Origin of the sequence: Bacillus kexueae (assembly GCF_022809095.1) — a bacterium.
Classification (GTDB): domain Bacteria; phylum Bacillota; class Bacilli; order Bacillales; family Aeribacillaceae; genus Bacillus_BZ; species Bacillus_BZ kexueae.
Genome location: NZ_JALAZE010000002.1, coordinates 489,341 through 513,738, shown reverse-complemented (window position 1 = coordinate 513,738; position 24,398 = coordinate 489,341). Strand labels below are relative to the sequence as shown.

Genomic DNA, 24,398 nt, shown 5'->3' with positions numbered 1-24,398 from the left:
GCTACATTCATTAATTTTTCCTTGTCCAAGTTCAAATATAACTGCAAATATAAGAATTTAATGGAGAATTAAAGAAATGAATGAAACGAAAAGTTTTTCGGTTAAGGATTGTGGCATTCAGGACGAGGGAAAGCTTACAATGCTGTTAAAAAAGGCTTGACTTCTCTGGGAGTTAGACTGCGAGGACTTAATGAGTTTGCTCGACTTTCATACTGAATCGCGAAATGTTAAATTTTTATGATCGGAAACTGTCACTCCAAAAAAAAAGAAGAAGCCTTAAAGGCTTCAACTTTTAACGGTATGTGCTAATTGTAATAACTCTTTTGCGTGTTGTTTTGTTAATTCCGTTACTTCCACGCCCGCAATCATTCGGCCAATTTCTTTAATTTTTTCATCTTGTTCAAGTGGCTTTACACTTGTTTTCGTTCGACCATCTTTCGTTTCCTTGGAAATAAAAAGATGTGTATCCGCCATTGCAGCCACTTGCGGTAAATGGGTGATACATAATACTTGAGAGCCTTCTGAAACTTTGTAAATTTTTTCGCCGATTGCTTGCGCTACTCGTCCACTTACCCCCGTATCTACCTCGTCAAATATAATTGAAGTAATACCTTGGTGTTTTGAAAATATCGATTTCATCGCCAGCATAATACGAGATAATTCCCCACCTGAGGCGACTTTAGCAAGGGGTTTTAACGGCTCACCAGGGTTCGTAGATATGTAAAACTCTACTCGATCAATTCCTTCTTGAGTAAAGTTAACGTCTTCCGTTTCTGTTAAGAACTGCACCGAGAAAGTCGTTTTATCCATATACAGCGCCTTAAGTTCTTCCATAATTTTTTCTGTTAAGGTTTTCGCCCATTTTTTTCTTATTTTAGAAATATTTTTTGCTTCTACGAGCAAATCGTTACGTATAGATTGAAGTTCTTCGCGTATTTTATGAATGTGACTATCCCGATTGGTTAACGTTTCAATTTCTTCTTCAATTTTAGCGGCGTATGCTAAAATTTCATCGACTGAATGACCGTATTTTCGTTTCAAGTGGTTGATTTCATTCAAGCGAGATTCAATCGTATTTAATCTTTCTGGGTCAAATTCAAGCGTATCGAGCTCATTTCGCAATTGATAAGTTATATCTTCAATTATGTAATAATGATTGGATACCGTTTCGGACAGTGTTTGCAAGGTGTCATTAATATCCGCAACATCTTCTAAATGACTCATAGCTACCCCTAGCCAGTCAAGTCCACGCTGGTCCCCTTGCAAAGCATTGTATGCATTTTGCATTGCTTTATATACTTTTTCAAAATTAACGATTTGTTTTCGTTCTTCTTGTAACCTTACATCTTCCTCCGGCTCTAAACCTGCTGATTCTATTTCATTAAGCTGAAATTGAATCAAATCCAAACGATGTGCCATTTCTTGTTCATTATCAGATAATCGTTTTAATCGATTAGAAAGCTCTACGTACCGATTATACAGTTCTAAGTAATCTCCTTTGGCTCGTTTTACTTCTTCACCACCAAATTCATCGAGCAAATGTAAGTGATGATGTTCATCCATCAGTTCTTGATTGTCGTGTTGACCATGTATATCAACAAGCAACCTTCCGATTTCACGTAATACCGCTATCGTTACGAGCTTTCCGTTCACTCTACAAACACTTTTTCCATTTGCTCCAATATCCCTGCGTAATATAACCATCCCATCTTGAAGATCAATGCCGAATTCTTCACACTTTTTAACACATGGATGCTTTTCATGGTCAAGCAAAAACAAACCCTCTATCTCAGCTTTTTTCTCACCGTAACGAACAAATTCAGAAGAGCCTCTTCCACCAGCTAACAATGAAATTGCATCAATAATAATCGATTTACCGGCGCCTGTTTCCCCTGTTAACACCGTTAATCCTTTTTCAAACGATACTGTCAACGATTCGATAATTGCAAAATTACGAATGGATATTTCCGCTAACACATTAATTCACCTCTGTCGGTTGGGTTAAAGCATGTCCAAGAAACGATTCGTTAAAACTTCCGTATCTTCAGCCGTACGGCAAATGATTAATATTGTATCATCTCCACAGATCGTTCCTAAAATTTCTTCCCAATCTAGGTTATCAATTAATGCCCCTATTGCATTTGCATTACCAGGCATTGTTTTCATAACAAGCAAATGCCCTGCAGCATCAATTTTGACAAACGCATCCATTAAAGCTCGCTTTAATTTTTGGAGTGGGTTAAACCGTTGATCTGCTGGAAGGCTATACTTATAACGACCATCCGGCATTGGAACTTTCACTAAATGTAATTCCTTAATATCACGAGAAACGGTCGCCTGTGTCACATTAAAACCTGCGTTCTTTAGCATGTCAACAAGCTCATCTTGTGTTTCAACCTCAAAGTTTGTAATTAATTCACGAATCTTTATATGTCTTTGCCCTTTATTCATTTTGGCACCTCTCAAACTTTTCTCTAATCTCATGTTATCCAAATTAGCTTAAAAAGTACACGCATTCATTTGTTATCATTTACCAATCACTTTTTTGACATTGAAAACAGGAATAGCATTGGCTATCCCTGTAATGAATCTTCTCCTGTATTCGTCGATTTTTTTAACTGTTCATGGGCATTTAAAACAATTTCTTTAATCGATTTTTGAATGTCGTTTTGGCCACATTCTATATTTCCTTCAAAATGTAAATGAAGGAGGAACTCGATATTACCATCCCCACCAGTTATGGGTGAATGAGTTAAATGTTTGCAATGGAAACCTTCATTAATAGCAAAACTAGTGATGTCATTTAAGACTTGTTCATGAACAGATGGATCACGAACAATTCCTTTTTTTCCGACGTTTTCTTTTCCTGCTTCAAACTGCGGCTTAACGAGTGCAACGATTTGGCTGTTAGGAACAAGAATCGTTTTTAGTACAGGTAATATGAGACGTAGCGAGATGAAAGAAACATCAATGGATGCAAATTGTGGCATTCCCTTTTGAAAGTCAGCCGCTGTCACATAGCGGAAATTCGTTCTTTCCATAACTTCTACTCGATCATCCTGCCTCAACTTCCATGCAAGTTGGTTATAACCAACGTCAATGGCATATGACATTTTAGCGCCATTTTGAAGTCCGCAATCCGTAAATCCTCCTGTAGAAGAACCGATATCTACCATGGTTAAATCGTTTAAATTAAGATTAAACTCTCGTATCGCCTTTTCAAGCTTTAATCCCCCTCGACTCACATATGGCAACACGTTTCCTTTTATAGTAAGGGGGATATCAACTTCTACTTTTTCACCAGGCTTATCCATTCGTTGCTCGTTGCTATATACGAGCCCTGCCATTATGGACCTTTTTGCTTTCTCTCTAGATTCAACAAGACCTCGTTCTACGAGTAAAACATCTAAACGTTCTTTTTTAGCCATAATTCCTTCCTTTTTCTACTGCTGGTATCATTGTTAAAATTTGTTCTAAGATCGCGTTTTTCGTTAAGTTCACTTCTTCCAATAACTTTGATACGCTTCCATGTTCAACGAACGTATCAGGTATACCTAATCGCCTAATAACAGCACCGTCGTATCCATGTTCTGAAGCGAACTCAAGGATTCCACTACCGAAACCACCTTGTAATACTCCTTCTTCGATCGTTAACACAGGCTTGTTCATTGATAAAATCTGATGGAGCATCTCTTTATCAAAAGGCTTAATAAAACGAGCATTTACAACCTGTACAGAAACACCTTTCTCCTCAAGGTCCTCTGCAGCTTCAAGGGCCATACCAATTGTTGTTCCAAACGTAAGAATCGTGGCGTCCCTACCTTCCTTCAACACTTCCCACGATCCAATTGGTATCGGCTTTAACTCCTCATCAAGTGGAACACCTAAACCATTCCCTCGCGGATAACGTAAGGCAATCGGTCCATCATCGTATGTCAACGCCGTACAAACCATATGCTGTCCTTCATTTTCATCTTTCGGCATCATCAATACAAGATTCGGAATATGCCTTAAGAAAGCGATATCAAACACACCATGGTGCGTATCTCCATCAGCTCCAACAAGACCCGATCGGTCAATACCAAAGAACACGTTCAAATTTTGTCGGCATACATCGTGAACAACTTGATCGTATCCACGTTGTAAAAACGTTGAATAAATTGCCAAGAACGGTTTCATCTTATCTTGAGCTAAGCCAGCAGCTAATGTTACAGAATGTTGCTCAGCAATCCCTACATCAAATAGACGGTCAGGAAATTCTTCACCAAAGCCGACCAGCTTGGAGCCTACTGGCATCGCAGGAGTAATAGCTACAATTCGTTCGTCGTTTCTTGCCATTTTCCTTACAGTTTCACTTATGATACCACTCCAAGAAGGAGGACTATTTTTTGGTTTAATAATATCTCCCGTTTCAATTTTATAAGGTCCCGTTCCATGCCATGTACCGACCTTGTCAGATTCAGCTGGTAAATAGCCTTTCCCTTTTTTCGTTAGTACATGAAGTAAAACCGGCCCCTTCGTCTTTTTTGCATACCGTAAATTCTCGAATAAATCATCAAAGTTGTGACCATCCACTGGGCCTAGATATGTAAATCCTAGTTCCTCAAAAAACATCCCAGAAACAAAGAAATACTTTAAACTATCTTTTACGCGTTCAGCAGTGGAAGCTAGTTTCCCCCCTACCGCTGGGACTTTCTTGAGTAAATATTCTAATTCATCTTTCACCCAATGATACTTTCCTGCAGTCCGAAGTCTTCCTAAAACATTATGAAGAGCACCTACGTTCGGCGCAATTGACATTTCATTGTCATTTAAGACGACGATTATATCTTTCTGTTCATGACCGATATGATTTAGCGCCTCCAGTGCCATACCACCCGTTAACGCACCGTCACCGATAATCGGAATGATATGCTCATCTGTCCCTTTTAAATCACGAGCTATGACCATTCCCATTGCAGCCGATAACGAAGTCGAGCTGTGTCCTGTTTCCCATACATCATGTTCACTTTCAGAACGCTTCGGAAAGCCAGATAACCCTTTGTATTGTCTAAGTGTATCAAACTGGGCAGCTCTTCCAGTTAAAATTTTGTGAACATATGATTGGTGGCCAACATCCCAGATAAACTTATCTTTCGGACTATCAAACACTTTGTGTAATGCAATCGTTAATTCAACGACACCAAGGTTCGGTCCAATATGTCCTCCGGTTACGGATAATTTGTTAATTAAAAATGATCGAATCTCTTCACTTAATGTTTCTAGCTCTTGATTCGATAGTTTTTTTAGAAATGATGGATTCTTTATAGATAATAGATCCAAAAGGACCACTCACTTTCGATTCTGGTTTCGATTCTTTTTATTTTTACCTTTGTTTTCTTTTAACAATACAATATTAAACCGGTTTTCTAAAAAATAAAATAGTTTTCCGACTTGAAATATTATATCTGTAGAATATTGAATAGCAAACGTTTTACCAAGAGATTTTCCGCCTACTGTTAAAGCAGCTACGACACTTGTGAAGATAACAGAAACCACTAATTCAAAGGCAGATCCTTGTTCATAATGAAAATTTAATGTTAATTGTAGAACAACAATGGCTGAAGCCGTACCACTAATTATCCCTGAAATATCTCCAATGACGTCATTACAGAAGTTTGCAAAACGATCTGCATTTCGAATAATGACGATGGAATGACGTGCTCCCGCTATCTTTTTCGATGCCATTGCATGAAATGGTACTTCGTTGGCTGCTGTAGCAGCAATACCTAACATATCAAAAAAGATTCCCACTAATACGATGATGAGAACAATGACCATTCCTATTGTCCAACCAACCCCACTTAATGTTGAATTGGATATAACTGAAAAAAGAGCCGCTAACACGAACGTGATAACGGCGATACTAAAGCTCCATTTAATGGATTGTCGAAATAATTCCTTCATTTTTGTTTTTTTACACCTATACCTTTTTTATATTTTATATGAAATAAACGATAAATTTTACTATGTAAAGGGTGGGTGGTCATACATAAAGTAAAAATTACGGCTTAGGTCCAGTAGGTTTTCCCAGCTACGTACCGAGCGTTGCCACTCTGGCGGTTTCCCTTTAAACGTAACTTAGCATTGTCGCCAATTGCTAGACTGGATTACCACTTAGTCCGTACTATAATCCTTTACATATGTTGCAGGATGCAAACAGTCTAGGAGTTTTCCTCAACAGCCTTTAGCCAGTTCCTAGCCTCTTTTGCAGAGTTGATTTCATATGGCATACAGCAACCCTTTCATTGGCCATATGAAAAGGTTACTATTTAACCATAATCCCCTCAAACTCCACTCAAGGCAGGCTACGCTGCCCGCCCTTTTTATTGGACGTAAGCAGGTTCATACCCCATTCCATACCTCACAAATGTGGATACGCAAATGGGCCTCCGCGGAAAGAGGGTCAACGCCCACATGCCTTTGTGGATCGCCCTCTAACCTTAACTCCCAGCATCAACCCAAGGCTGGGCGCCTCAAGCCAACACAAGGAACTTCATCGATGTGCCCTTTAGCGGATTTTTAGGCCCGCCTTCAGAACTGGAGGGCTGACTAGAATACTGCACCACCCAGTAAGATTCTAGCGACTATTATAGCATATAGGTCTGACTTATTCAATGTTTGAAAATCTTAATGATCCCTTGATGCTATAAGGTCACAAAGTTCTTCCAATAATTCTGTATTTATGGATAATGTATGCAAATATTGTTTTGCAGTTTCCACATGTTCAACTAATTTTGTTTTCGCTCCCTCCATTGTTAACAAGGATGGGTAAGTTGTTTTTTCATTTAATGTGTCAGAACCAACCGGCTTTCCTATTTTTTCTTCTTCGCCTTCAATATCTAAAATATCATCTCGAATTTGAAAAGCGATTCCTAAATGGTAGGCTATTTTTCGAATAACTTGAATTTCCTGATTTGGGGCATCGGAAAGAATCGCTCCCGCTACCATACTTACTTCTAACAATTTCCCCGTTTTATGCTCGTGAATAGATTTCAGTTCTTCTAATGTGAGAGCTTGACCCTCGCCTTCAATATCCAAGACTTGACCTCCTACCATTCCTTCCACACCTGCTGCTTTCGCAAGCTCAATAATCAGTTGGATTCGTTTGGAAAAAGGCAATTCTTCTTGTTCTGCCACAATACGAAAACTTTCGGTTAAGAGCCCATCTCCAGCTAGAACAGCCATTGCTTCACCAAAGACTTTATGGTTAGTAGGTTTCCCTCTTCTTAAATCATCATCATCCATACATGGCAAATCATCATGAATTAACGAGTACGTGTGTATCATCTCGATTGCACAAGCAATAGGGAAACCAATTTTTTCATTTCGACCATAAGAATGTAACATAGCTAAAACAAGTGCAGGTCGAATTCTCTTTCCACCAGCGCTTAAGGAGTAAACCATTGATTCCTTTATCGTTTCAGGCGCTTGCAAACTACTCACAAATGTCGGTAATATCTCTTCAATTTCACTTTTTCTTTTTTTTAAAAAGGATGAAATTCGCTCCATTATGCCTCTTTTTCCTCCTGAATTTCAAATGGTTCTAACTCCCCATTTTCTGTTAAAATATAGTCCATCTGCTTTTCAGCATGGGATAGCTTCTCATGACAGAGCTTTGATAATTTCATTCCTTCTTGGAAAAACTGAATCGCTTTTTCTAACGGAACATCTCCTTCTTCGAGTTTTCCAACAATTTCTTCAAGCTCATTCATCGCTTCTTCAAAAGTTAATTCTTTTTTATCACTCATACGAGATCCTCCTTATTCACATCAACAACTTTACAATGTATCGTACCATCTTGCATTTTTATTTTAATTCGCTCTTCTTCACGAACTTGTTCTATACTCTTCACTAAATCATCATTCTTATAAACGAGGCTATATCCTCTTTCCATAATCTTTAATGGACTTAAAGCATTTAACTTTGAAACACTAGTAGCAAAAGAAGATTGTTTTGCTTTTAATAATCGTTCCATCTCACGGATAATCATCCGCTGTAAACGTTGCTGATGTTCTTTAAATTGATCTAGTTTTGCTTTTGGATGTTGATGCTGTAATTGCTTTTCTAGCATGTTAAGCTCTGACTGTTTCTCTTTAAGACGTTGACGAGAAATTCGTATTAAACGCTCCACTGCTAAATCCAATTGTTGATCTTTTTGTGCATAAAGCTGTTTTGGATACTTGAATGCATACGATTTTTGCAATCGACTTAATCGCCCTTTTTCAAATCTTATCTTTTCATTCATTTGACGTATGAGGAGCATTTTTCTATTCGAAACGCGTTCCAATAATTCTGAATAATGAGGAACGGCTAACTCAGCTGCACCAGTCGGAGTAGGGGCCCTCATATCAGCAACAAAATCTGCTATTGTATAATCCGTTTCATGTCCAACGGCTGATATGATCGGAACCGAAGAATGATATATTTCTCTAGCCACGATTTCTTCATTGAAAGCCCATAGCTCTTCAATTGAACCTCCACCTCTTCCAACAATTAATACGTCGATATCATTCCGTTCATTAGCACATTTTATCTGTTTTGCAATCGACTTACTTGCTTCAACCCCTTGAACAAGAGCAGGGAATAAAATCACCTTTCCCATCGGATACCTTCGTTTTATAGTTGTTAATATATCACGAATCGCTGCTCCCGTTGGAGAAGTAACGACCCCTATGACTTGAGGGTATAAAGGAATAGATTTTTTATATCGTTGATCAAATAGACCTTCACCCTCTAGCTTTCTTTTCAGCTCTTCATAAGCTAAGTAGAGACTTCCGACACCATCCGGTTGCATTTCTTTCGCGTAGATTTGATACGTACCACTCGGTTCATACACCGATATTTCACCGCGAATAAGAACTTTCATACCATCTTCTGGACGAAATTTAAGTTGGCGATTTTGCCCAGCAAACATTACCGCTTGTATTCTAGCACCTTGGTCTTTTAACGTAAAATACATGTGACCTCTACTATGCATTTTGACATTGGAAAGCTCACCTTTAATCCATATATCTTGGAGATGTGGATCAACATCAAATTTTCGTTTTATGTATTTTGTTAAGGCAGTGACGGTGACATATTTAATATCTGTCATCATTAAAACTCCTTTATCTATGACAAAATTCCAAAAGGGTCTCCGTGCAAAATAAGCTATCAGCGGTACAACCACTGATAGCTTCAGAACTTATGAAAGACGCTTTTTAGCAGATATGACTGTATTTGACACGAGCATCGTAATGGTCATCGGACCGACTCCACCTGGAACAGGTGTAATGACACTAGCCTTATTGATTGCTTCATCAAATGCAACATCTCCGACCAATTTCCCCGTCTCCAAACGATTCACTCCGACATCAATAACGACTGCTCCATCTTTAATATGCTCGCTCGTAATCATATTCGCTCTTCCTACTGCAACGATTAGTACATCTGCTTCACTCGTGAATTTTTTTAAGTCTCCTGTTTTTGAATGACAATACGTTACGGTCGCATTTTCATTTAATAGCAGTTGCCCTACAGGTTTACCAACAATATTACTTCGTCCAACTACGACGACATGTTTGCCAGCTAATTCAATATCCGCTGCTTTAATCATTTCAACAATACCAGCAGGTGTACATGGCAAAAATGCTTCTTGACCCGTTAACATTCTTCCTACATTAATAGGATGAAAACCATCTACGTCTTTTTCAGGTGAAATTGTTTCTATCACCGTTTTTTCATTTATGTGATCTGGAAGTGGTAACTGAACTAAAATGCCGTCCACATCTTCCTTCTCATTATAATGTTCAATTAACTTAACCAACTCTTCTTCAGATGTTGACTCTGGTAAATGATCTAAATGAAAGTCAACACCTGTTTCTTCCGACGCTTTCTGCTTTCCTTTAATGTAAGATATAGAAGCCGGATCATTCCCAACTAAAATAATGACTAATTTAGGGGAAACCCCCTCTGCCTTCAGGCGCTCTACCTCTAGCTTCAATTGTTCGCGCTTTTTCGTCGCTAGCTCTTTTCCACTTAAAATCGTTGCAGTCATCGTCTTCCTCCTAATCATGCTATTATTCTGTGATAGAATTTTTCACATTTGAGAGGACACCGTTCACAAATCGACTGGACTTTTCATCACCAAATGTTTTCGCAAGCTCGATCGCTTCATTTATAGAAACGTCATGTGGAATGCTTTCCTCAAATCTCATTTCGAAAGTGGCCATTCGCAAAATTGTTCGATCGACGTTCGCTAAACGTTCAAGCTTCCATTTCATTAAGTGCGGTTTTATTAGCTCATCGATTGTCTGTAAATGTTCAATTGTGCCATGAACAAGACGATTTAAAAACTCGTCTCCTTCTTTACCATCCAGAACGTGTTCAATCGCTTCATTTGGTGGGATATCAGAAAGGTCGACTTGAAACAGTGCCTGTAATGCTTTTTCTCTTGCTGTTCTCCGTTTCATTTTCTTACTCCTTTATTCTTCTAATCAATCTTGTCGAATTGTCATAAATGAATAATACCATATTTGTGCCGTCGAAGCACATGAAAGTTCAAGTTAGGTTATATTCAGAAAGATTAAAAAATTAAATAATGTGAACCACTTTATAATCCAAACTGTTCTCGTAACCATTATTTCTTTTTTTAGTAAAAAATAATCGAATGTATGAGGGGGATGACACTCCAATGGCGCGACTCAACAAATTGAGCTGGACGGAGTTCGCGGAATCAGATAAGCAAGAGGCAATTATAGTAGTCAAGCCAATGACATCGTTAGATGAGCCCTCCACCTACAAACTCACCCTTCGGACATAGCCCATAATTAAGGAATAAAAAAAAGGATGTTCAGACATCCGAAAAGGACGGATATCTGAACCCCCCTTGAATTACATTTCTTCTTCAATTTCAACTTCTGCTTGCTTTTGTTCAAACTGAATACCAACGATGTGAATATTGATTTCATTGATTTCTAAAGCAGTCATGTTAAGCAATGCTTGGCGAATATTGTCTTGTACTTTTTGAGCGACAGTGGGAATTGAAACACCAAATTCCATTACACAATAAACGTCAATGACAATTCCTTCTTCCGTCAAATCTACCTTTACGCCTTTTCCGTGATTTTTTTTGCCAAATCGTTCTACAACGCCTGCAGCAAAATTTCCACGCATCTCCGCTACTCCTTCAATTTCAGAAGCAGCAATTCCTGCAATCACTTCGATTACTTCAGGTGCAATTTCCACTTTCCCTAGGCTCGTATCATTTTGATTCATTTCCAATGCGTTATACTCACTCATAACGGCACCTCCACATCATTTACTCCATTACTTTATGGAGTTCTAAAAACTTCGTGTTAAACTCGCCACTTACAAATTTCTCGTGCTCAAGTAATTTAATATGGAATGGTATCGTTGTTGATACGCCTTCAATTACAAATTCACTCAGTGCGCGTTTCATACGTGCAATTGCTTCCTCACGAGTCGCACCGTACGTAATTAATTTCGCTATCATGGAATCATAGTATGGTGGAATCGAATATCCAGGATAAACAGCAGAGTCTACACGTACCCCCAAACCTCCTGGTGGTAAATACATCTCAATTTTACCTGGGGATGGCATAAAATTCTTTTCAGGATTTTCTGCGTTAATTCTACACTCAATTGCCCAACCTGTGAATGTAACATCTTCCTGTTTATACGATAGAACTTCGCCGGCCGCTACTTTAATTTGTTCTTTGATTAAATCAATTCCTGTTACCATTTCCGTTACAGGATGCTCTACTTGAATTCGAGTATTCATTTCCATGAAATAGAATTCATTTGAACGGTAATCAAAAATAAACTCTACAGTACCAGCTCCTGAATATTGAACAGCTTTCGCCGCTTTTACAGCTGCTTCACCCATTTTTTGGCGAATTTCTTCTGTTAAAGCAGGGGATGGTGTTTCTTCTAAAAGTTTTTGAAGGCGACGTTGGATTGTACAATCGCGCTCCCCTAAATGAATAACATTTCCATGATTATCAGCTAACACTTGAATTTCAACATGACGGAAATCCTCAATGTATTTCTCTAAATAAACACCAGGATTTCCGAATGCAGTGGCAGCTTCTTGTTGTGTAATTTGAATTCCTTTTGTAAGTTCGTTTTCATCACGAGCAACACGAATTCCTTTTCCTCCACCACCAGCCGTCGCTTTAATTATAACTGGGTAGCCGATTTGTTCTGCAATCTTTATTCCGTCTTCAACAGAGTCGATAATTCCTTGAGAACCCGGAACAATTGGTACACCGGCTTCTCGCATTGTTTCACGGGCAATGTCTTTCGTTCCCATTTTCGAGATAGCTTCAGCACTTGGACCAATAAACGTTATATTGCACTCTTTGCAAAGCTCTGCAAAGTCAGCATTTTCAGCTAAAAAACCATATCCAGGATGGATGGCATCTGTGTTCGTTAGCTTCGCCACACTAATAATATTCGTGAAGTTTAAATAGCTATCCTTCGAGGATGTCGGTCCAATACAATAAGCTTCATCTGCTAATTGTACATGAAGGGACTCTTTATCCGCTTCAGAATAGACAGCAACAGTTTCAATGCCTAACTCTTTACACGCACGAATAATTCGAACGGCAATTTCTCCTCGATTCGCAATTAATACTTTTTTAATCATAAACTCGCTCCTTATTCAGGCTTTACAAGGAATAATGGTTGTCCATATTCAACAAGTTGTCCGTTTTCAACTAATACTTCGACAATCTCACCTTTTACTTCCGCTTCAATTTCGTTAAATAGCTTCATCGCTTCAACGATACAAACAACGGTACTGTTATCAACCTTTGAACCAACTGAAACATATGGATCAGAGTCTGGATTTGGAGCTGAATAAAACGTACCGACCATCGGCGACGTAATTTTATGTAAATTCGTATCGTCATGTTTTGGCGCTTCTTGAGCCGCTTCTTTTGGCTGAGCAGTTTCAACCTTTGGAGAAACTGGTTCTGCTTGAACTGGTTGTACCGGTTGTGAAACAGCCTCTTGTACAACTTTTTGTACGACAGTTTCTGTCCCTTGACTATGCTTTTTTAGTTTAATTTTTGCACCTTCGTTTTCATACATAAATTCATCAATAGAAGATTGGTCAATAAGCTTAATAATTTCTCGAATTTCTTGTATTTTCAACATGTTTAGCACCCCTTGTATTGTTCTGTCTAGAACAAGCATAGTAGTTTATTGTTTTTTGGCATCTAGTACTAAAAGTTAGTACTACTTGTAATCATACGACATTCCATCCCTAAAATTCAATATACCTTGTAAAGCTCTATAAGGTACAAACTAATATAAATTATAAAACAATTCAATTAATTTTGAAACGTTTTCAATTAATTTACCCTTATTTTTACCTTTAATTAATTGATTTTAGAGGCTGTCTGAAAAGTTAATGAGGGGCGAAAGGAACTACCATTTTTGCAGTTGGTTTTGAACGAAAGATAGGTGGCGGTGACACCAGTGGGAACAGCACGAGCTGAATACCTCGCAGACGAGCTTGCGGGTCGAGGAGGGATTTAAAAAAAGGGGGAGGCGACTGTCCACCATCGTATTCTCCCCAACTGAGATAAAAGAGATACTGCGAGGAATACGATCAGATATCGACTTATCGTCAGTTCGCTAGACACTTGAGGCCGAAACTACAGACCTATCCTGAGAAAAGGGTCCGGTCCGTCACAGGACGAGATTAACCAAATTTAATTTCTAATAAGAAACATACATGATTTTACACTCACACCCCGGACATGAAAATTTATTCTCCCCGGGGTTTCCTTTCTACCATCTACCTATCATGATCGATCATTCAGCTCATAGGTAATTTTTATTTTCACAAAAAAGCGCAAGTCCTAAGGCGAAGGGCGCTGGAGGACCTGCGAGGAGGCTTCCGTCGCCACAGCAGGGCCGAAGCGACCCGAGCTGATGGCGCTTGGAGCTAGACACCAAAAAAACTGTAAAGAGAACACTTTAACACTTTATTGAACTTAAACTTTCTGTAACAATAAAAAAGTCTGTACTCTTTGGACAGCCTCATTCGGCAGAAGTTACAGGATGTAAAATTAGAATAAGTACAGATATCTCAAACAAAAAAAGTTCAGCATGTCTTTACAAACATGCTGAACTTTTTTATCAGTTAGCTGGGTGAAACGTTACCGCGACATCTTGCATCCAATTCATCTCTGTTTTAACAAGGTGAATGATTTCATTTGCTTTCTTCTTGGAATGATCTTCAGCTTTTACAGTAATTCTTACTTTCTCACCATCTGCTTGTACGAGAGCATCACCATATCCTTTAGACTTAATTAACGTTTCAAGTACTTTTTCTTTAGATGTTACATCCGATAACTGCTGCATCTCTTCATATGCTTTACTTTTTTCCTCAGCTGAAGCTTCATTCGACCCAATGATTGTTTCAAGCTCTTGTTTTCGTTCGTTTCGCGCATCCTCTAATTCCATACGGACAGCTGTAAATAAATCATCACTCGATACACTTGAGATAATAGCCTCATCTTCAGATTGTTCAATTACTTCCCCTGAATTTTCACCATTTTCCCCTTCTTCTTTCTCTCCCTCTTCATCTTCCTTCGGCTCATCAGCAGGTTGATCTGTTTCCTTCTGCGTTGCTTCCTCTTGTTCAGTCGACATCATCGCAACGTCTGCATTCATTCCACCATCTGGTGAAGTAATGTAATAAACACTCAAAACGACCACCAAACTTAACATTGTTAATAACCACACCGTTTGTTTTTTCAACACTTTTATTCCCCCCCTGATTTTTTCGGTAAGATAGCGACGCGATGACTCGGTACGTCTAATACACGTGTTACCGCATCAGTTATCATTTTCTTAATTTGAATATTTTCCACCCCTTTGGCCACAACGAGCACCCCTCTTATTTCTGGTTTTTCCGTTTTGATGACGATTGGGGTTTCCTTGTCTCCTTGGCGGATGATGACGACTTGCTTATCAACCGATTGATCTTCCACTTCACGTGTCCCACCTTCACGGTCTGTTTCCGTTGTCGATTGGCTTTGGGTTACCGTATTTTTTTCTAGTATTTTTTCAGAAGTAGAATCAACATTGACAACGACAGTTACATCTTCAACACCTACAATTGTCTCTAGCGCTTCTTTCAACTGATTCTCATATTCTTTCTCAAAAATATCGATGGTCGATTGATTTTCATCCGTTTGTTTAAACACTTCTGTTTCTTTATCTCCACCTGCAACAGTCATCGTTTCGATCGAGCTAGTATTTGAGTTGGAAAGGAAGTTGCTAACGATCATAAACCCGATTCCAACTACCAATAGAACAATAACATATTGTGCCTTTGAATTTTTCTTATCGGAGTTCGGCATCAAATTTTTCAACTTATCTAGTAAACTCGATTTTTCACCCATTACCGCTCGTCTTCCCCCCCTTCCAAATGAACAACAATTCTATCTTCATCAACTCCCCAAATCTCGGCTAAATCACTTTTCATCGATTGTTCGATCATGAAGCTTTTAATCGGAGGATCTGAATCATTTTTAGCTACATCAATTTCGACCGGTTGAATAACTGCAACCGCTTCATCTTCGTCTACGTCACTTTTAACCATCGTTAATTGAATTTCCGCCAAATCTTCTTCAGATTTTATTTCCGTCGTCATGTCTATGGGTGATAAGTCAATTGATTTAATGCTCACACCATACTTTTCCATCATCTCCTCTTTTGCTACCGATTTCATTTGGACAGCCATCTGTTCTAAAATATATGCATCGTTTTGAGCTTGTATTTCTCTTTTCTTATTTTCAAGTTGTTTTTTTACATGCTCCTCTTGATTATTCGTTCCGAGATCCACTTCGGAAATCGCTTGAGGAAGGTCATGAGACATAATTCGAAAAATTGGTGTGATAATTATGACCATCAACAGTAAACTAATAACCATTTTCGTATATTTTTTCATAGAAGAATTCGGCAAAAGCATGTCCACCACTAAAGCTAATAAAATGAATAAAATGATGTTGGAGACCCACTCTGTTAAAAAAGCCACTGTCTTCACCTACCTAACCATCATCGTGACATTTCCAGCTGCAATAATTACGGTTATACTCAAAAAGAACATCACCGAAACAATCGCAAGTGCAGCGAATATATAGACTACACACTTACTTATGATGTCTAAACAATCAATGACAGGACCTCCACCTAACGGCTGTAAAATTGCCGCAGCAAACTTATAGATAAATGATAAGGCTAGAACTTTTAGAGCTGGAAATAGAGCGATTATTAGAAGAATAGCAGCACCTATCAATCCAACGGTATTTTTTAATAGCATGGACGCACTAATTACCGTGTCAGCTGCGTCGGTAAACATCTTCCCAAGAACAGGAACAAAATTCCCTGTTACAAATTTCGCCGTCCTGAGGGTGATGCCATCCGAAATGGCAGCCGATGCACCTTGAACAGATAAAACACCAAGAAAAATCGTTAAAAATGCACCTAGTAGTCCAATTCCAATATTGCGCATTAACTGAGCCAATTGAGTGACTTTAAATTGTTCTGAGAGTGTACTAACTAAATAAAGCAACGCTGAAAGAAACAAAAGAGGTAATACAATTTTTTGAATGAGCAACCCACTTGTATTCATCAAGAAAATGATGACGGGGTGAAAAAATGCTGCAGATATTAATCCGCCAGATGAGGCCATCAGCGCAAGCAGCAAAGGTAATAACGCTAAGAGAAAACTCGTCATCCCTTGTATTGCCTCTTCCGTATAGGATATCGCTACATGAAAACTGTTGAGCGCAATGATGATTAGAACCATGTAAACGATACTATAAGCAACTTTACTGACCGTATTTTGCTCAAAGGCATTTTGCAAATGCTGAAGCAACGTACTAAATATGGTTAATAATATGAGCATTCCTAACAACTTACCATTGGCTACAATTTCATAAAACAGAAATTTCACCATCGCTAAAAACCATTCTTGTATTGAGAACTTTTTTTCGCCCTCTACAAATTGATAAATTGACCCTTTTTGACTTTCTGGTAAAAATCCACCGTACTCATTCATGATGTGATCCCAAAATGTAGCGACCTCTTCTAATCCTAGGTTCTCAACTTGTTCATGTATAAAAGATTCCGTATTATCTTGAGGTGGAGTCGTAATGTTAGCTTGTACAAGATGAGGAAATACGAAGAATAAGCACATTAAGAAAAAAAGAAGGACATTCGTTAAAGTCTTCAAACTTTCCCTCCTCCCCTATGCATTTGGGAGCAATCCAATAATGGTTTGAATAATGACGGAAATAATCGGAATTGCTAAAGCTAAAATTAATATTTTTCCGCCTAATTCAATTTTGGCAGCTATGGCACCTTGACCAGCATCTTTCGTTATTTGAGCTCCGAATTCAGCAATATAAGCAATACCAATTATTTTCAAAATCGTTTCCACGTACACAATGTTGACGTTGGCATTTCGTGCAATTGAATCAATCATATGAATAATTTGAGCAATTTGATCTATTAGGAGCAAAAAAATGACACAGCCGACAAAAACAACGAGCATAAATGCAAAAGTGGGCTTCTGTTCCTTCACGATTAACGCAAGGAACGTTGCAATCAAACCTAGTCCAACAATTTGAATAATTTCGATTGGTAAGCCCTCCTTTACCCTTGGAAAAGAAAGACAGACTTAATTTTTTGGAATAAGTCGTCTACGATTGTCGCAACCATAAATAATATATAAATAAAGCCTAGAAGTGTTACCCATTGTGCGTATTCCTTTTTTCCCATTTGATCTAGTATTGTATGAAGAAATGCGACAACAATACCAATTCCAGCAATTTGAAAAATTGTATTTACATCAACACCCATCTTTGTACGCCTCCTAGCTTCCTACTACATCAATAAAATTATTATTAATAATCCTGATAAAACCCCTAAGCTTTTCATCATTTTTTCATACCGTCTTTCAGTATCTACGGCATCTTCTTCTTCTCGTTTTAAGTGAACGAGAGCTAACTGAATATGCTTTTGTTGAGACATTAAATCGTGCTGACCTAACGTTTCACCAAACTGTATTAAAACTTCCTTCTCTCCTTGCTTCAGCGCGGTATATCTCCAAGTGTCGTTGATGCTCTCTTCCCACGCTTCTTTAACTGATAATTTTCCTTCTTTTAATTTCTTTGCAAAAGATTGGAAGAGCCAACTTAACGGTTTGGTCATTTGGCTTGCTAAATGTTGTGCTGCTTCATCTAAGGGAGTATGGCCATACATAATTTCTGCTTCAAGCGAAGCAAGTGCTACTTTTAATTGACGCAGTTGCTTCGTTCTTTCTCGTAAGTGTTTGGATGATTCAAACCCAGCCCAAGAAGTAGCAAGCAATATAAAAACAGCACCAATTAATTTAATCATGATGTTGTCACTCTTTCTGTAAGTAAGATTTCTTTCCCGTTTGTATCAAATATTTTTTCGACGCAACCAGGACGATCATTCTTTCGGGAAAGTTGAACGTACCGATCAAATACATTCGCTTTTACTAATGTGTAGATTGAAGGGCGCTTCATCAAATCTTCCATCGATTCCCCATGCGCCGTTACAAAAACAGATACCCCCGAATTAATCGCTTCAAAGAGAGCTTCAGTATCCTCTTTACGACCGATTTCATCTGCTATCAGGACATCGGGACTCATTGAACGAATAAGCATCATCATTCCTTCTGCTTTCGGACATGCATCTAGCACATCGATCCGAACACCAAATTGATGCTGAGGTACCCCTTTCACACAACCGGCAATTTCGGAGCGCTCGTCCACAATTCCTACCTTTAATGGAGGAATATTTGATTGACCTGTGCTAATTAATCGAGCAATATCTCGCAACATCGTCGTTTTTCCTGTCTGTGGAGGTCCATAAAAAAGTGTGTTTAACCATCTTTTTTTGTAGAGATAAGGTATCCATTGTTCACTAATACCAATTTTTTGCCTTGCCACTCGAATATTAAAAGAGGTAATATAACGAATGGCTTTGACATTCCCCTGTTCGGTAATTACTTTTCCCGCAAGCCCAACACGGTGTCCGCCGTTTACCGTGATATATCCACGCTTCAATTCTTCCTCAAGTGTATAGATGGAATAATGACTAATTTTATTTAACAACTGCACACCGTCTTCTACCGTTGCACGATAACGCAAAAAATGAGGCCTTCCACGAATAATGATTTCAACAGGCCTTTCAACCCGAATACGAATCTCTTCGATATTGTCCCAAATCCCGGGGGAAAATTGTTCTGTTTCTTCCTTAATTCCTTCCGGTAAAATAGTTCTCAGCTCTTGCACAGTCATCCCCCTTCCCCAATTGTTTGTTATTTTCAATGTATGCTTGCTTGGACACAATATGACTACCGGTTATTTGAAGATGCCATATAAAATGAAACAAACCCCAAGGACTATGAAAATAAGCTTAGAGTACGATAGTTCATCTGCAATATGATAAATGCCAATGGTCATTGTAATAATAAAAATGAATGGACCCACTACAGCTAGAGTCGAATTTATTACCACAGCTTTTTTTACATCGTTTACCCATAACATTAATAAGGCAGCCGTTAGTTCTATTAATGAAGAAATTAGGCGGACGATAGCCATTGTTAATACAGTAGGATCAAAACGATTGATAGAATCCACCCCTTTTTTCATACTAGTAATCTTTATGAGAACTTCTATTAAAACATGTCCAATATCGATGGAAACTTTAATCAACCGTTTCAGCTAAAAACAAATTGAATTTTCTGACATTTTTAGATATACTATACATATGGGGGTGGGTGTATTTGTTTATTTACATATACGAGGCATTACAGTGGATCGTAGGAGTATTTGTTTATCTTATCCTACCAATTCTATTTATACATACGAGGAAAAAAGAGAAGAAGCAATTGGAGCATGGATATAAAATGAAAGTCATGTAGAGTTTTTACAGAAAACATACAACGCCTGTTCAACGGTCCATATCAAATTGGTTAAGAAAAGCGCAAAGCGCCCGCCGCGCTGGAGGACCTGCGAGGAGGCTTCCGTCACCACAGCAGGACCGAAGCGACCCGAGCTGATGGCGCTTGGAGCTAGACACCAAAAAAACGGTAAAGAGAGTACTTTAACACTTTATTGAACTTAAATTTTCTGTAACAACAAAAAAACAGATGAAGAAATGAATCTTCATCTGTTTTTTTGTTCCTAATCAGCGATTACGCACGAGATACGTATGTGCCATCTGCTGTATTAATAACGAGTACATCTCCCTCGTTCACGAAGAATGGTACTTGAACGACAAGACCAGTTTCAACTGTCGCTGGCTTAGAGCCACCTGAAGCAGTGTCACCTTTAATTCCAGGCTCAGTTTCTGTAACTGCTAATTCAACTGTATTTGGAAGTTCTACACCAATTGTTTCACCTTGGTACATCATAATAGAAACTTCCATGTTCTCTTTCAAGAATTTTAATTCATACTCAATTTGAGTTGCTGGAAGTTCGATTTGCTCATAAGACTCTGTATCCATGAATACGTGTTGATCGCCATTTGCATAAAGGTATTGCATTTTACGTGTATCGATTTGTGCACGACCTACTTTTTCCCCAGCACGGAATGTTTTTTCTTGGATGGCTCCAGTACGTAAGTTACGTAATTTAGAACGTACGAAAGCAGCACCTTTTCCAGGCTTTACGTGTTGGAAATCAAGTACACGCCAAATACCTCCGTCTACTTCGATCGTTAAACCAGTACGAAAATCGTTTACTGAAATCATGTTTTTTCCTCCTATATATGAATGATCTTGGGAAGCTCTTTCAAATAGGTATGATGATTTCCTCCTATTAAAGGATAATCAATTCCTTAGGAGAGTGAGTTAATGACTCGTTTCCAGTAGCGGTAATGAGTGTATCATCTTCAATTCTAACGCCACCTTTACCAGGTAAATAAATCCCTGGTTCTACTGTTACGACCATTCCCTCTTCTAATCGTGTGTTAGATCGGAAAGATAGTGCAGGACCCTCATGAACTTCCATTCCTAATCCATGGCCTGTAGAATGGCCAAAATAATCACCATATCCTTTTTCTTTTATGTAATCACGTGTTAACGCATCCGCTTCTTTTCCGGTCATTCCAGGTTTTATACCATTCATGCCTCGCAGCTGCGCTTCCAATACAATGTGATAAACTTCTTTCATTTCATCGCCTGGGTCACCAACAGCAATCGTTCTTGTGATATCTGAACAATATCCTTTATAATATGCCCCAAAATCAAGTGTAACAAGCTCACCTTTTTCAATGACTTTTTCACTTGCTACTCCATGCGGCAAAGCAGAACGATAACCAGACGCTACAATCATATCAAATGAAGATGAAATGGCGCCATTTTTTCTCATAAAGAATTCAAGCTCGTTCGCTACATCAAGTTCTTTCATTCCAGGTCGAATGAATTGAATAATATGCGAAAAAGCAGCATCAGCTATTTCGCAAGCTTCCTTTAATATCTTAATCTCTTCATTAGTCTTAATCAAGCGTAACTTTTCAACAGCACCTGAAACAGGAACAAGTTCAATATCGTTTAATGCTGTTTGATAAGCCGTAAATGTTGCATAAGTCATATGCTGTTCTTCAAATCCCAATTTTTTTATGCCCAATGCCTTTGCCTGTTTAACAACTTCTTCAACGATTGTTCCTTTGTGCTCAACGATTCGACAATTTCGAACCTGGGCTTCCGCTTGCTCGACATAACGGAAGTCTGTAATAAAAACCGCTTCTTCATCAGAGAGAAGAACAACACCAGCCGTTCCGGTAAATCCTGAAACGTATCGACGGTTATACTCACTTGTTATCAAAAGACCCTCTACCCCTAGTTCTTTTAATCGCTCTCTCAATTTTGTTACGTTCATTTACTCATCCCCTTTTATCTGTTGTATTAACGCTAATGCGGCTAAATGATATCCATATAACCCTAGACCAACAATTTGTCCAACCGTTACGGGAGCTGTGACAGAATGATGACGGAATTCTTCTCGCTTATGAATGTTTGAAATATGCACTTCAATTACTGGCTTAGATATGCTTGCAATTGCATCCCGAATAGCATAACTATAATGTGTAAAAGCCCCAGGATTAATAATAATTCCATCCACTTTTTCATCCGCCTCATGTATTGCGTCTATGAGAACTCCTTCGTGATTGGATTGAACAAAGGTAAAAACCACACCATGCTCTTCTCCTAAATTCGTTAATTCTTTTTCTAAGTCCTCTAACGTTTTTGACCCGTACACGCCAGGTTCACGTACACCTAATCGGTTTAAATTAGGCCCATTAATGACGAGTACCTTTTTCATCGAATTTTCACCTTTCTTTACACACACATTACTCTACTGGCCAAGCCAACCTTCGCCAGCAGGACAAGATGTAATTCTTGTTTGTGAGACTAAAAGTATGTATAACTCCCTCATTTCACTTCCCAATAAGGGAATATCGCCAACATACGAAAATACTGATCCATGTTTTCGCTAAAAAAAGAATGTTCAGTCAATGAACATTCTACCATAATCCAATCTTTGTTAACATCCTATTCATTCCCTTTAACAAACTCTTGCTGGTCAAAAGAAATGGTATATCCGACAAATACACCAAATAAAATATATAAACATAAATTTGTAATATTTGTATTCATATCCAATTTCTCAACACTCTCCAAATCTGGGAACATCGGATTTAGCAAATAAAAAACAACTCCCCAAAGTGCCACACCATAAAAAATACTGACCCAAATAGACTTGGCATTTTTTAACGTCGCATAATACAACAGTGCGACCACGACCCCAATACCTCCAATAATAAATACACCAACAAATTGACCAAGTGGTTCATATTTCCAATCTCCTAAGGCAAAAGGCGTTAACACTATATTAGGGCTTATGGTAGTGAAATGAAAAATATATGAAAAATAACCGAGGAGACTCCAAATGATTCCACCAAAAAAACCAGTTAACATTACTTTCATAAAAAAAGACATTGGCTCTTCTTTTTGGTTTTGCTCCAACTGTCTATCCTTCTTCGCTTCATTTCTCATCTTTTTAACTGCTTGTTCATCTGTCATCGTACTTTACACCTCCAAGTATAGTATGTCCATTTTGAATAGAATCATGATTCTAGAGGTATCTGATTAAGATTGGGTAATATTGGGTATATTAGTAAATAAACTTTTCTTATTAAAAAATAAGGAAGAAACGGACATCTACCTAGAGGTTTTAGACGCTTTTTTGTAGAATAAGTATAAGTAAATAAATGAACCATTGGTTCGTAAATAGGTAGGTTGGTGTTCATGACGACAGAGAAAAAAGCAGCGTATGGCGGGCAAGCCGTCATTGAAGGAGTAATGTTTGGCGGAAAACATCATTATGTAACAGCAATTCGCCGAAAAGATCAGTCAATCGATTACTTCCATGTACCACGAAAGCAAAATAAAAGCTTGAGTGCGATGAAAAAAATCCCATTTATCAGAGGAATAGTGGCAATTATTGAAGCAAGTGCAAACGGGTCTAAGCATCTCAATTTCTCTTCAGAGCGGTATGATATCGACCCAAAAGATGATGATAAACTTAATGACTTTTCCCAACCCTCACAATTAGCGATGTGGTTTGGAGTTGCATTGCTAGGCGTATTATCTTTCGTGTTTGGAAAATTTGTCTTCACCTTGATTCCAGTATTTCTTGCAGCTTTATTCCACCCCATTGTTTCAAGTGACATGGGACAAATTTTATTAGAAGGGTTTTTTAAGCTCATACTTTTATTAACGTATATATACGCTATTTCATTTACTCCGCTCATAAAAAGAGTTTTCCAATACCATGGTGCAGAGCATAAAGTCATTAATGCATACGAAAATAATTTACCACTAACTGTGGAAAATGTTCAAAATTCAACAAGATTACACTACCGTTGTGGATCAAGCTTCATTTTGTTCACCGTCATCGTTGGAGTATTTGTTTACATGCTCGTCCCTGTTGAACCTTTATGGGTGCGTGTAGTTAATCGACTACTTTTAATCCCAGTCGTTTTAGGCATTTCATTTGAAGTGCTTCAACTAACGAATAAAGTCCGTAATATTCCTATTTTAAAATATTTCGGATATCCAGGATTATGGTTACAGCTATTAACGACAAAAGAACCGACGGATGATCAAGTAGAAGTAGCGATTGCTAGTTTTAAAAGACTTTTACAACTTGAGAATAATCAAACGAAAGAAAATGAGATTGTATAGAAGCCGAAACAATTCGGCTTCGACGTAATAAACTATTGTAAAACGA

27 protein-coding genes are annotated in these 24,398 nt (G+C 38.3%); 1 reads left to right on the top strand and 26 read right to left on the bottom strand.

Going from position 1 to position 24,398, the window contains the following annotated elements:
* Nucleotides 1–285: 285 nt before the first annotated feature.
* From recN to ML543_RS06690, 26 genes are all read right to left on the bottom strand, one after another.
* Nucleotides 286–1,977, bottom strand: coding sequence for a DNA repair protein RecN (gene recN, locus ML543_RS06815; RefSeq protein ID WP_243386384.1), 1,692 nt, complete (start codon nt 1,975–1,977; stop codon nt 286–288).
* Between the two features lie 24 nt (nt 1,978–2,001).
* Complete coding sequence (gene ahrC / locus ML543_RS06810; RefSeq protein ID WP_243386383.1) at nt 2,002–2,451, bottom strand: transcriptional regulator AhrC/ArgR; 450 nt, start codon at nt 2,449–2,451, stop codon at nt 2,002–2,004.
* Nucleotides 2,452–2,573: 122 nt separating this feature from the next.
* Nucleotides 2,574–3,431 carry a TlyA family RNA methyltransferase gene (locus tag ML543_RS06805; protein WP_243386569.1) on the bottom strand — a complete coding sequence of 286 codons (858 nt, stop codon included), beginning with the start codon at nt 3,429–3,431 and terminating at the stop codon, nt 2,574–2,576.
* Nucleotides 3,421–5,322 (bottom strand): 1-deoxy-D-xylulose-5-phosphate synthase, encoded by a 1,902-nt coding sequence (gene dxs, locus ML543_RS06800; RefSeq protein ID WP_243386382.1) that lies wholly within the window; start codon nt 5,320–5,322, stop codon nt 3,421–3,423. The genes ML543_RS06805 and dxs overlap by 11 nt, the downstream gene beginning before the upstream one ends.
* A 9-nt stretch (nt 5,323–5,331) precedes the next feature.
* Nucleotides 5,332–5,946 (bottom strand): hypothetical protein, encoded by a 615-nt coding sequence (locus ML543_RS06795; RefSeq protein ID WP_243386381.1) that lies wholly within the window; start codon nt 5,944–5,946, stop codon nt 5,332–5,334.
* A gap of 723 nt (nt 5,947–6,669) precedes the next feature.
* The gene (locus ML543_RS06790) at nt 6,670–7,554 is read right to left on the bottom strand and encodes a polyprenyl synthetase family protein (protein ID WP_243386567.1); all 885 of its coding nucleotides are present in this window, start codon (nt 7,552–7,554) and stop codon (nt 6,670–6,672) included.
* Nucleotides 7,551–7,790, bottom strand: a complete 240-nt coding sequence (locus tag ML543_RS06785) for an exodeoxyribonuclease VII small subunit (protein ID WP_243386380.1) — start codon at nt 7,788–7,790, stop codon at nt 7,551–7,553. Before ML543_RS06785 ends, ML543_RS06790 begins: the two co-directional genes overlap by 4 nt.
* A complete protein-coding gene (gene xseA / locus ML543_RS06780) occupies nt 7,787–9,136 on the bottom strand; it encodes an exodeoxyribonuclease VII large subunit (protein WP_243386565.1) in 1,350 nt (449 codons plus the stop codon). Before xseA ends, ML543_RS06785 begins: the two co-directional genes overlap by 4 nt.
* A 90-nt stretch (nt 9,137–9,226) precedes the next feature.
* Complete coding sequence (folD, locus tag ML543_RS06775) at nt 9,227–10,078, bottom strand: bifunctional methylenetetrahydrofolate dehydrogenase/methenyltetrahydrofolate cyclohydrolase FolD (RefSeq protein WP_243386379.1); 852 nt, start codon at nt 10,076–10,078, stop codon at nt 9,227–9,229.
* A gap of 22 nt (nt 10,079–10,100) precedes the next feature.
* Nucleotides 10,101–10,493, bottom strand: coding sequence for a transcription antitermination factor NusB (nusB, locus tag ML543_RS06770; RefSeq protein ID WP_243386378.1), 393 nt, complete (start codon nt 10,491–10,493; stop codon nt 10,101–10,103).
* A 421-nt stretch (nt 10,494–10,914) separates the two neighbouring features.
* Complete coding sequence (locus ML543_RS06765; RefSeq protein ID WP_243386377.1) at nt 10,915–11,322, bottom strand: Asp23/Gls24 family envelope stress response protein; 408 nt, start codon at nt 11,320–11,322, stop codon at nt 10,915–10,917.
* 19 nt (nt 11,323–11,341) lie between these two features.
* Nucleotides 11,342–12,691: an acetyl-CoA carboxylase biotin carboxylase subunit gene (accC, locus tag ML543_RS06760; RefSeq protein WP_243386376.1), complete on the bottom strand. Its 1,350-nt coding sequence runs from the start codon at nt 12,689–12,691 to the stop codon at nt 11,342–11,344.
* Between the two features lie 11 nt (nt 12,692–12,702).
* Nucleotides 12,703–13,203, bottom strand: a complete 501-nt coding sequence (gene accB / locus ML543_RS06755; protein WP_243386375.1) for an acetyl-CoA carboxylase biotin carboxyl carrier protein — start codon at nt 13,201–13,203, stop codon at nt 12,703–12,705.
* A gap of 990 nt (nt 13,204–14,193) precedes the next feature.
* A complete protein-coding gene (locus tag ML543_RS06750; protein ID WP_243386374.1) occupies nt 14,194–14,820 on the bottom strand; it encodes a SpoIIIAH-like family protein in 627 nt (208 codons plus the stop codon).
* A 2-nt stretch (nt 14,821–14,822) separates the two neighbouring features.
* Nucleotides 14,823–15,464: a stage III sporulation protein AG gene (gene spoIIIAG / locus ML543_RS06745; protein WP_243386373.1), complete on the bottom strand. Its 642-nt coding sequence runs from the start codon at nt 15,462–15,464 to the stop codon at nt 14,823–14,825.
* Nucleotides 15,464–16,099, bottom strand: a complete 636-nt coding sequence (gene spoIIIAF, locus ML543_RS06740) for a stage III sporulation protein AF (protein WP_243386372.1) — start codon at nt 16,097–16,099, stop codon at nt 15,464–15,466. The genes spoIIIAG and spoIIIAF overlap by 1 nt, the downstream gene beginning before the upstream one ends.
* Before the next feature lie 9 nt (nt 16,100–16,108).
* Nucleotides 16,109–17,299 carry a stage III sporulation protein AE gene (gene spoIIIAE, locus ML543_RS06735; protein WP_279326572.1) on the bottom strand — a complete coding sequence of 397 codons (1,191 nt, stop codon included), beginning with the start codon at nt 17,297–17,299 and terminating at the stop codon, nt 16,109–16,111.
* A 15-nt stretch (nt 17,300–17,314) separates the two neighbouring features.
* Nucleotides 17,315–17,698 (bottom strand): stage III sporulation protein AD, encoded by a 384-nt coding sequence (gene spoIIIAD / locus ML543_RS06730; RefSeq protein ID WP_341482350.1) that lies wholly within the window; start codon nt 17,696–17,698, stop codon nt 17,315–17,317.
* A gap of 23 nt (nt 17,699–17,721) precedes the next feature.
* Nucleotides 17,722–17,928 (bottom strand): stage III sporulation protein AC, encoded by a 207-nt coding sequence (spoIIIAC, locus tag ML543_RS06725; protein ID WP_243290207.1) that lies wholly within the window; start codon nt 17,926–17,928, stop codon nt 17,722–17,724.
* 24 nt (nt 17,929–17,952) lie between these two features.
* Nucleotides 17,953–18,468, bottom strand: a complete 516-nt coding sequence (gene spoIIIAB / locus ML543_RS06720) for a stage III sporulation protein SpoIIIAB (protein ID WP_243386371.1) — start codon at nt 18,466–18,468, stop codon at nt 17,953–17,955.
* The gene (gene spoIIIAA, locus ML543_RS06715; RefSeq protein ID WP_419095348.1) at nt 18,465–19,391 is read right to left on the bottom strand and encodes a stage III sporulation protein AA; all 927 of its coding nucleotides are present in this window, start codon (nt 19,389–19,391) and stop codon (nt 18,465–18,467) included. Before spoIIIAA ends, spoIIIAB begins: the two co-directional genes overlap by 4 nt.
* A gap of 69 nt (nt 19,392–19,460) precedes the next feature.
* A complete protein-coding gene (locus ML543_RS06710; protein WP_243386557.1) occupies nt 19,461–19,751 on the bottom strand; it encodes a YqhV family protein in 291 nt (96 codons plus the stop codon).
* A gap of 545 nt (nt 19,752–20,296) precedes the next feature.
* Nucleotides 20,297–20,854, bottom strand: coding sequence for an elongation factor P (gene efp, locus ML543_RS06705; RefSeq protein WP_243386370.1), 558 nt, complete (start codon nt 20,852–20,854; stop codon nt 20,297–20,299).
* A 67-nt stretch (nt 20,855–20,921) separates the two neighbouring features.
* Nucleotides 20,922–21,983, bottom strand: coding sequence for a M24 family metallopeptidase (locus ML543_RS06700; protein ID WP_243386369.1), 1,062 nt, complete (start codon nt 21,981–21,983; stop codon nt 20,922–20,924).
* Nucleotides 21,984–22,427 carry a type II 3-dehydroquinate dehydratase gene (aroQ, locus tag ML543_RS06695; protein ID WP_243386368.1) on the bottom strand — a complete coding sequence of 148 codons (444 nt, stop codon included), beginning with the start codon at nt 22,425–22,427 and terminating at the stop codon, nt 21,984–21,986. It abuts the gene before it with no gap.
* Between the two features lie 230 nt (nt 22,428–22,657).
* Nucleotides 22,658–23,188 (bottom strand): YqhR family membrane protein, encoded by a 531-nt coding sequence (locus tag ML543_RS06690; RefSeq protein ID WP_243386367.1) that lies wholly within the window; start codon nt 23,186–23,188, stop codon nt 22,658–22,660.
* A gap of 225 nt (nt 23,189–23,413) precedes the next feature.
* Here ML543_RS06690 and ML543_RS06685 point away from each other — a divergent pair, with 225 nt between their 5' ends.
* Nucleotides 23,414–24,352: a DUF1385 domain-containing protein gene (locus ML543_RS06685; protein WP_243386366.1), complete on the top strand. Its 939-nt coding sequence runs from the start codon at nt 23,414–23,416 to the stop codon at nt 24,350–24,352.
* Nucleotides 24,353–24,398: the final 46 nt, after the last annotated feature.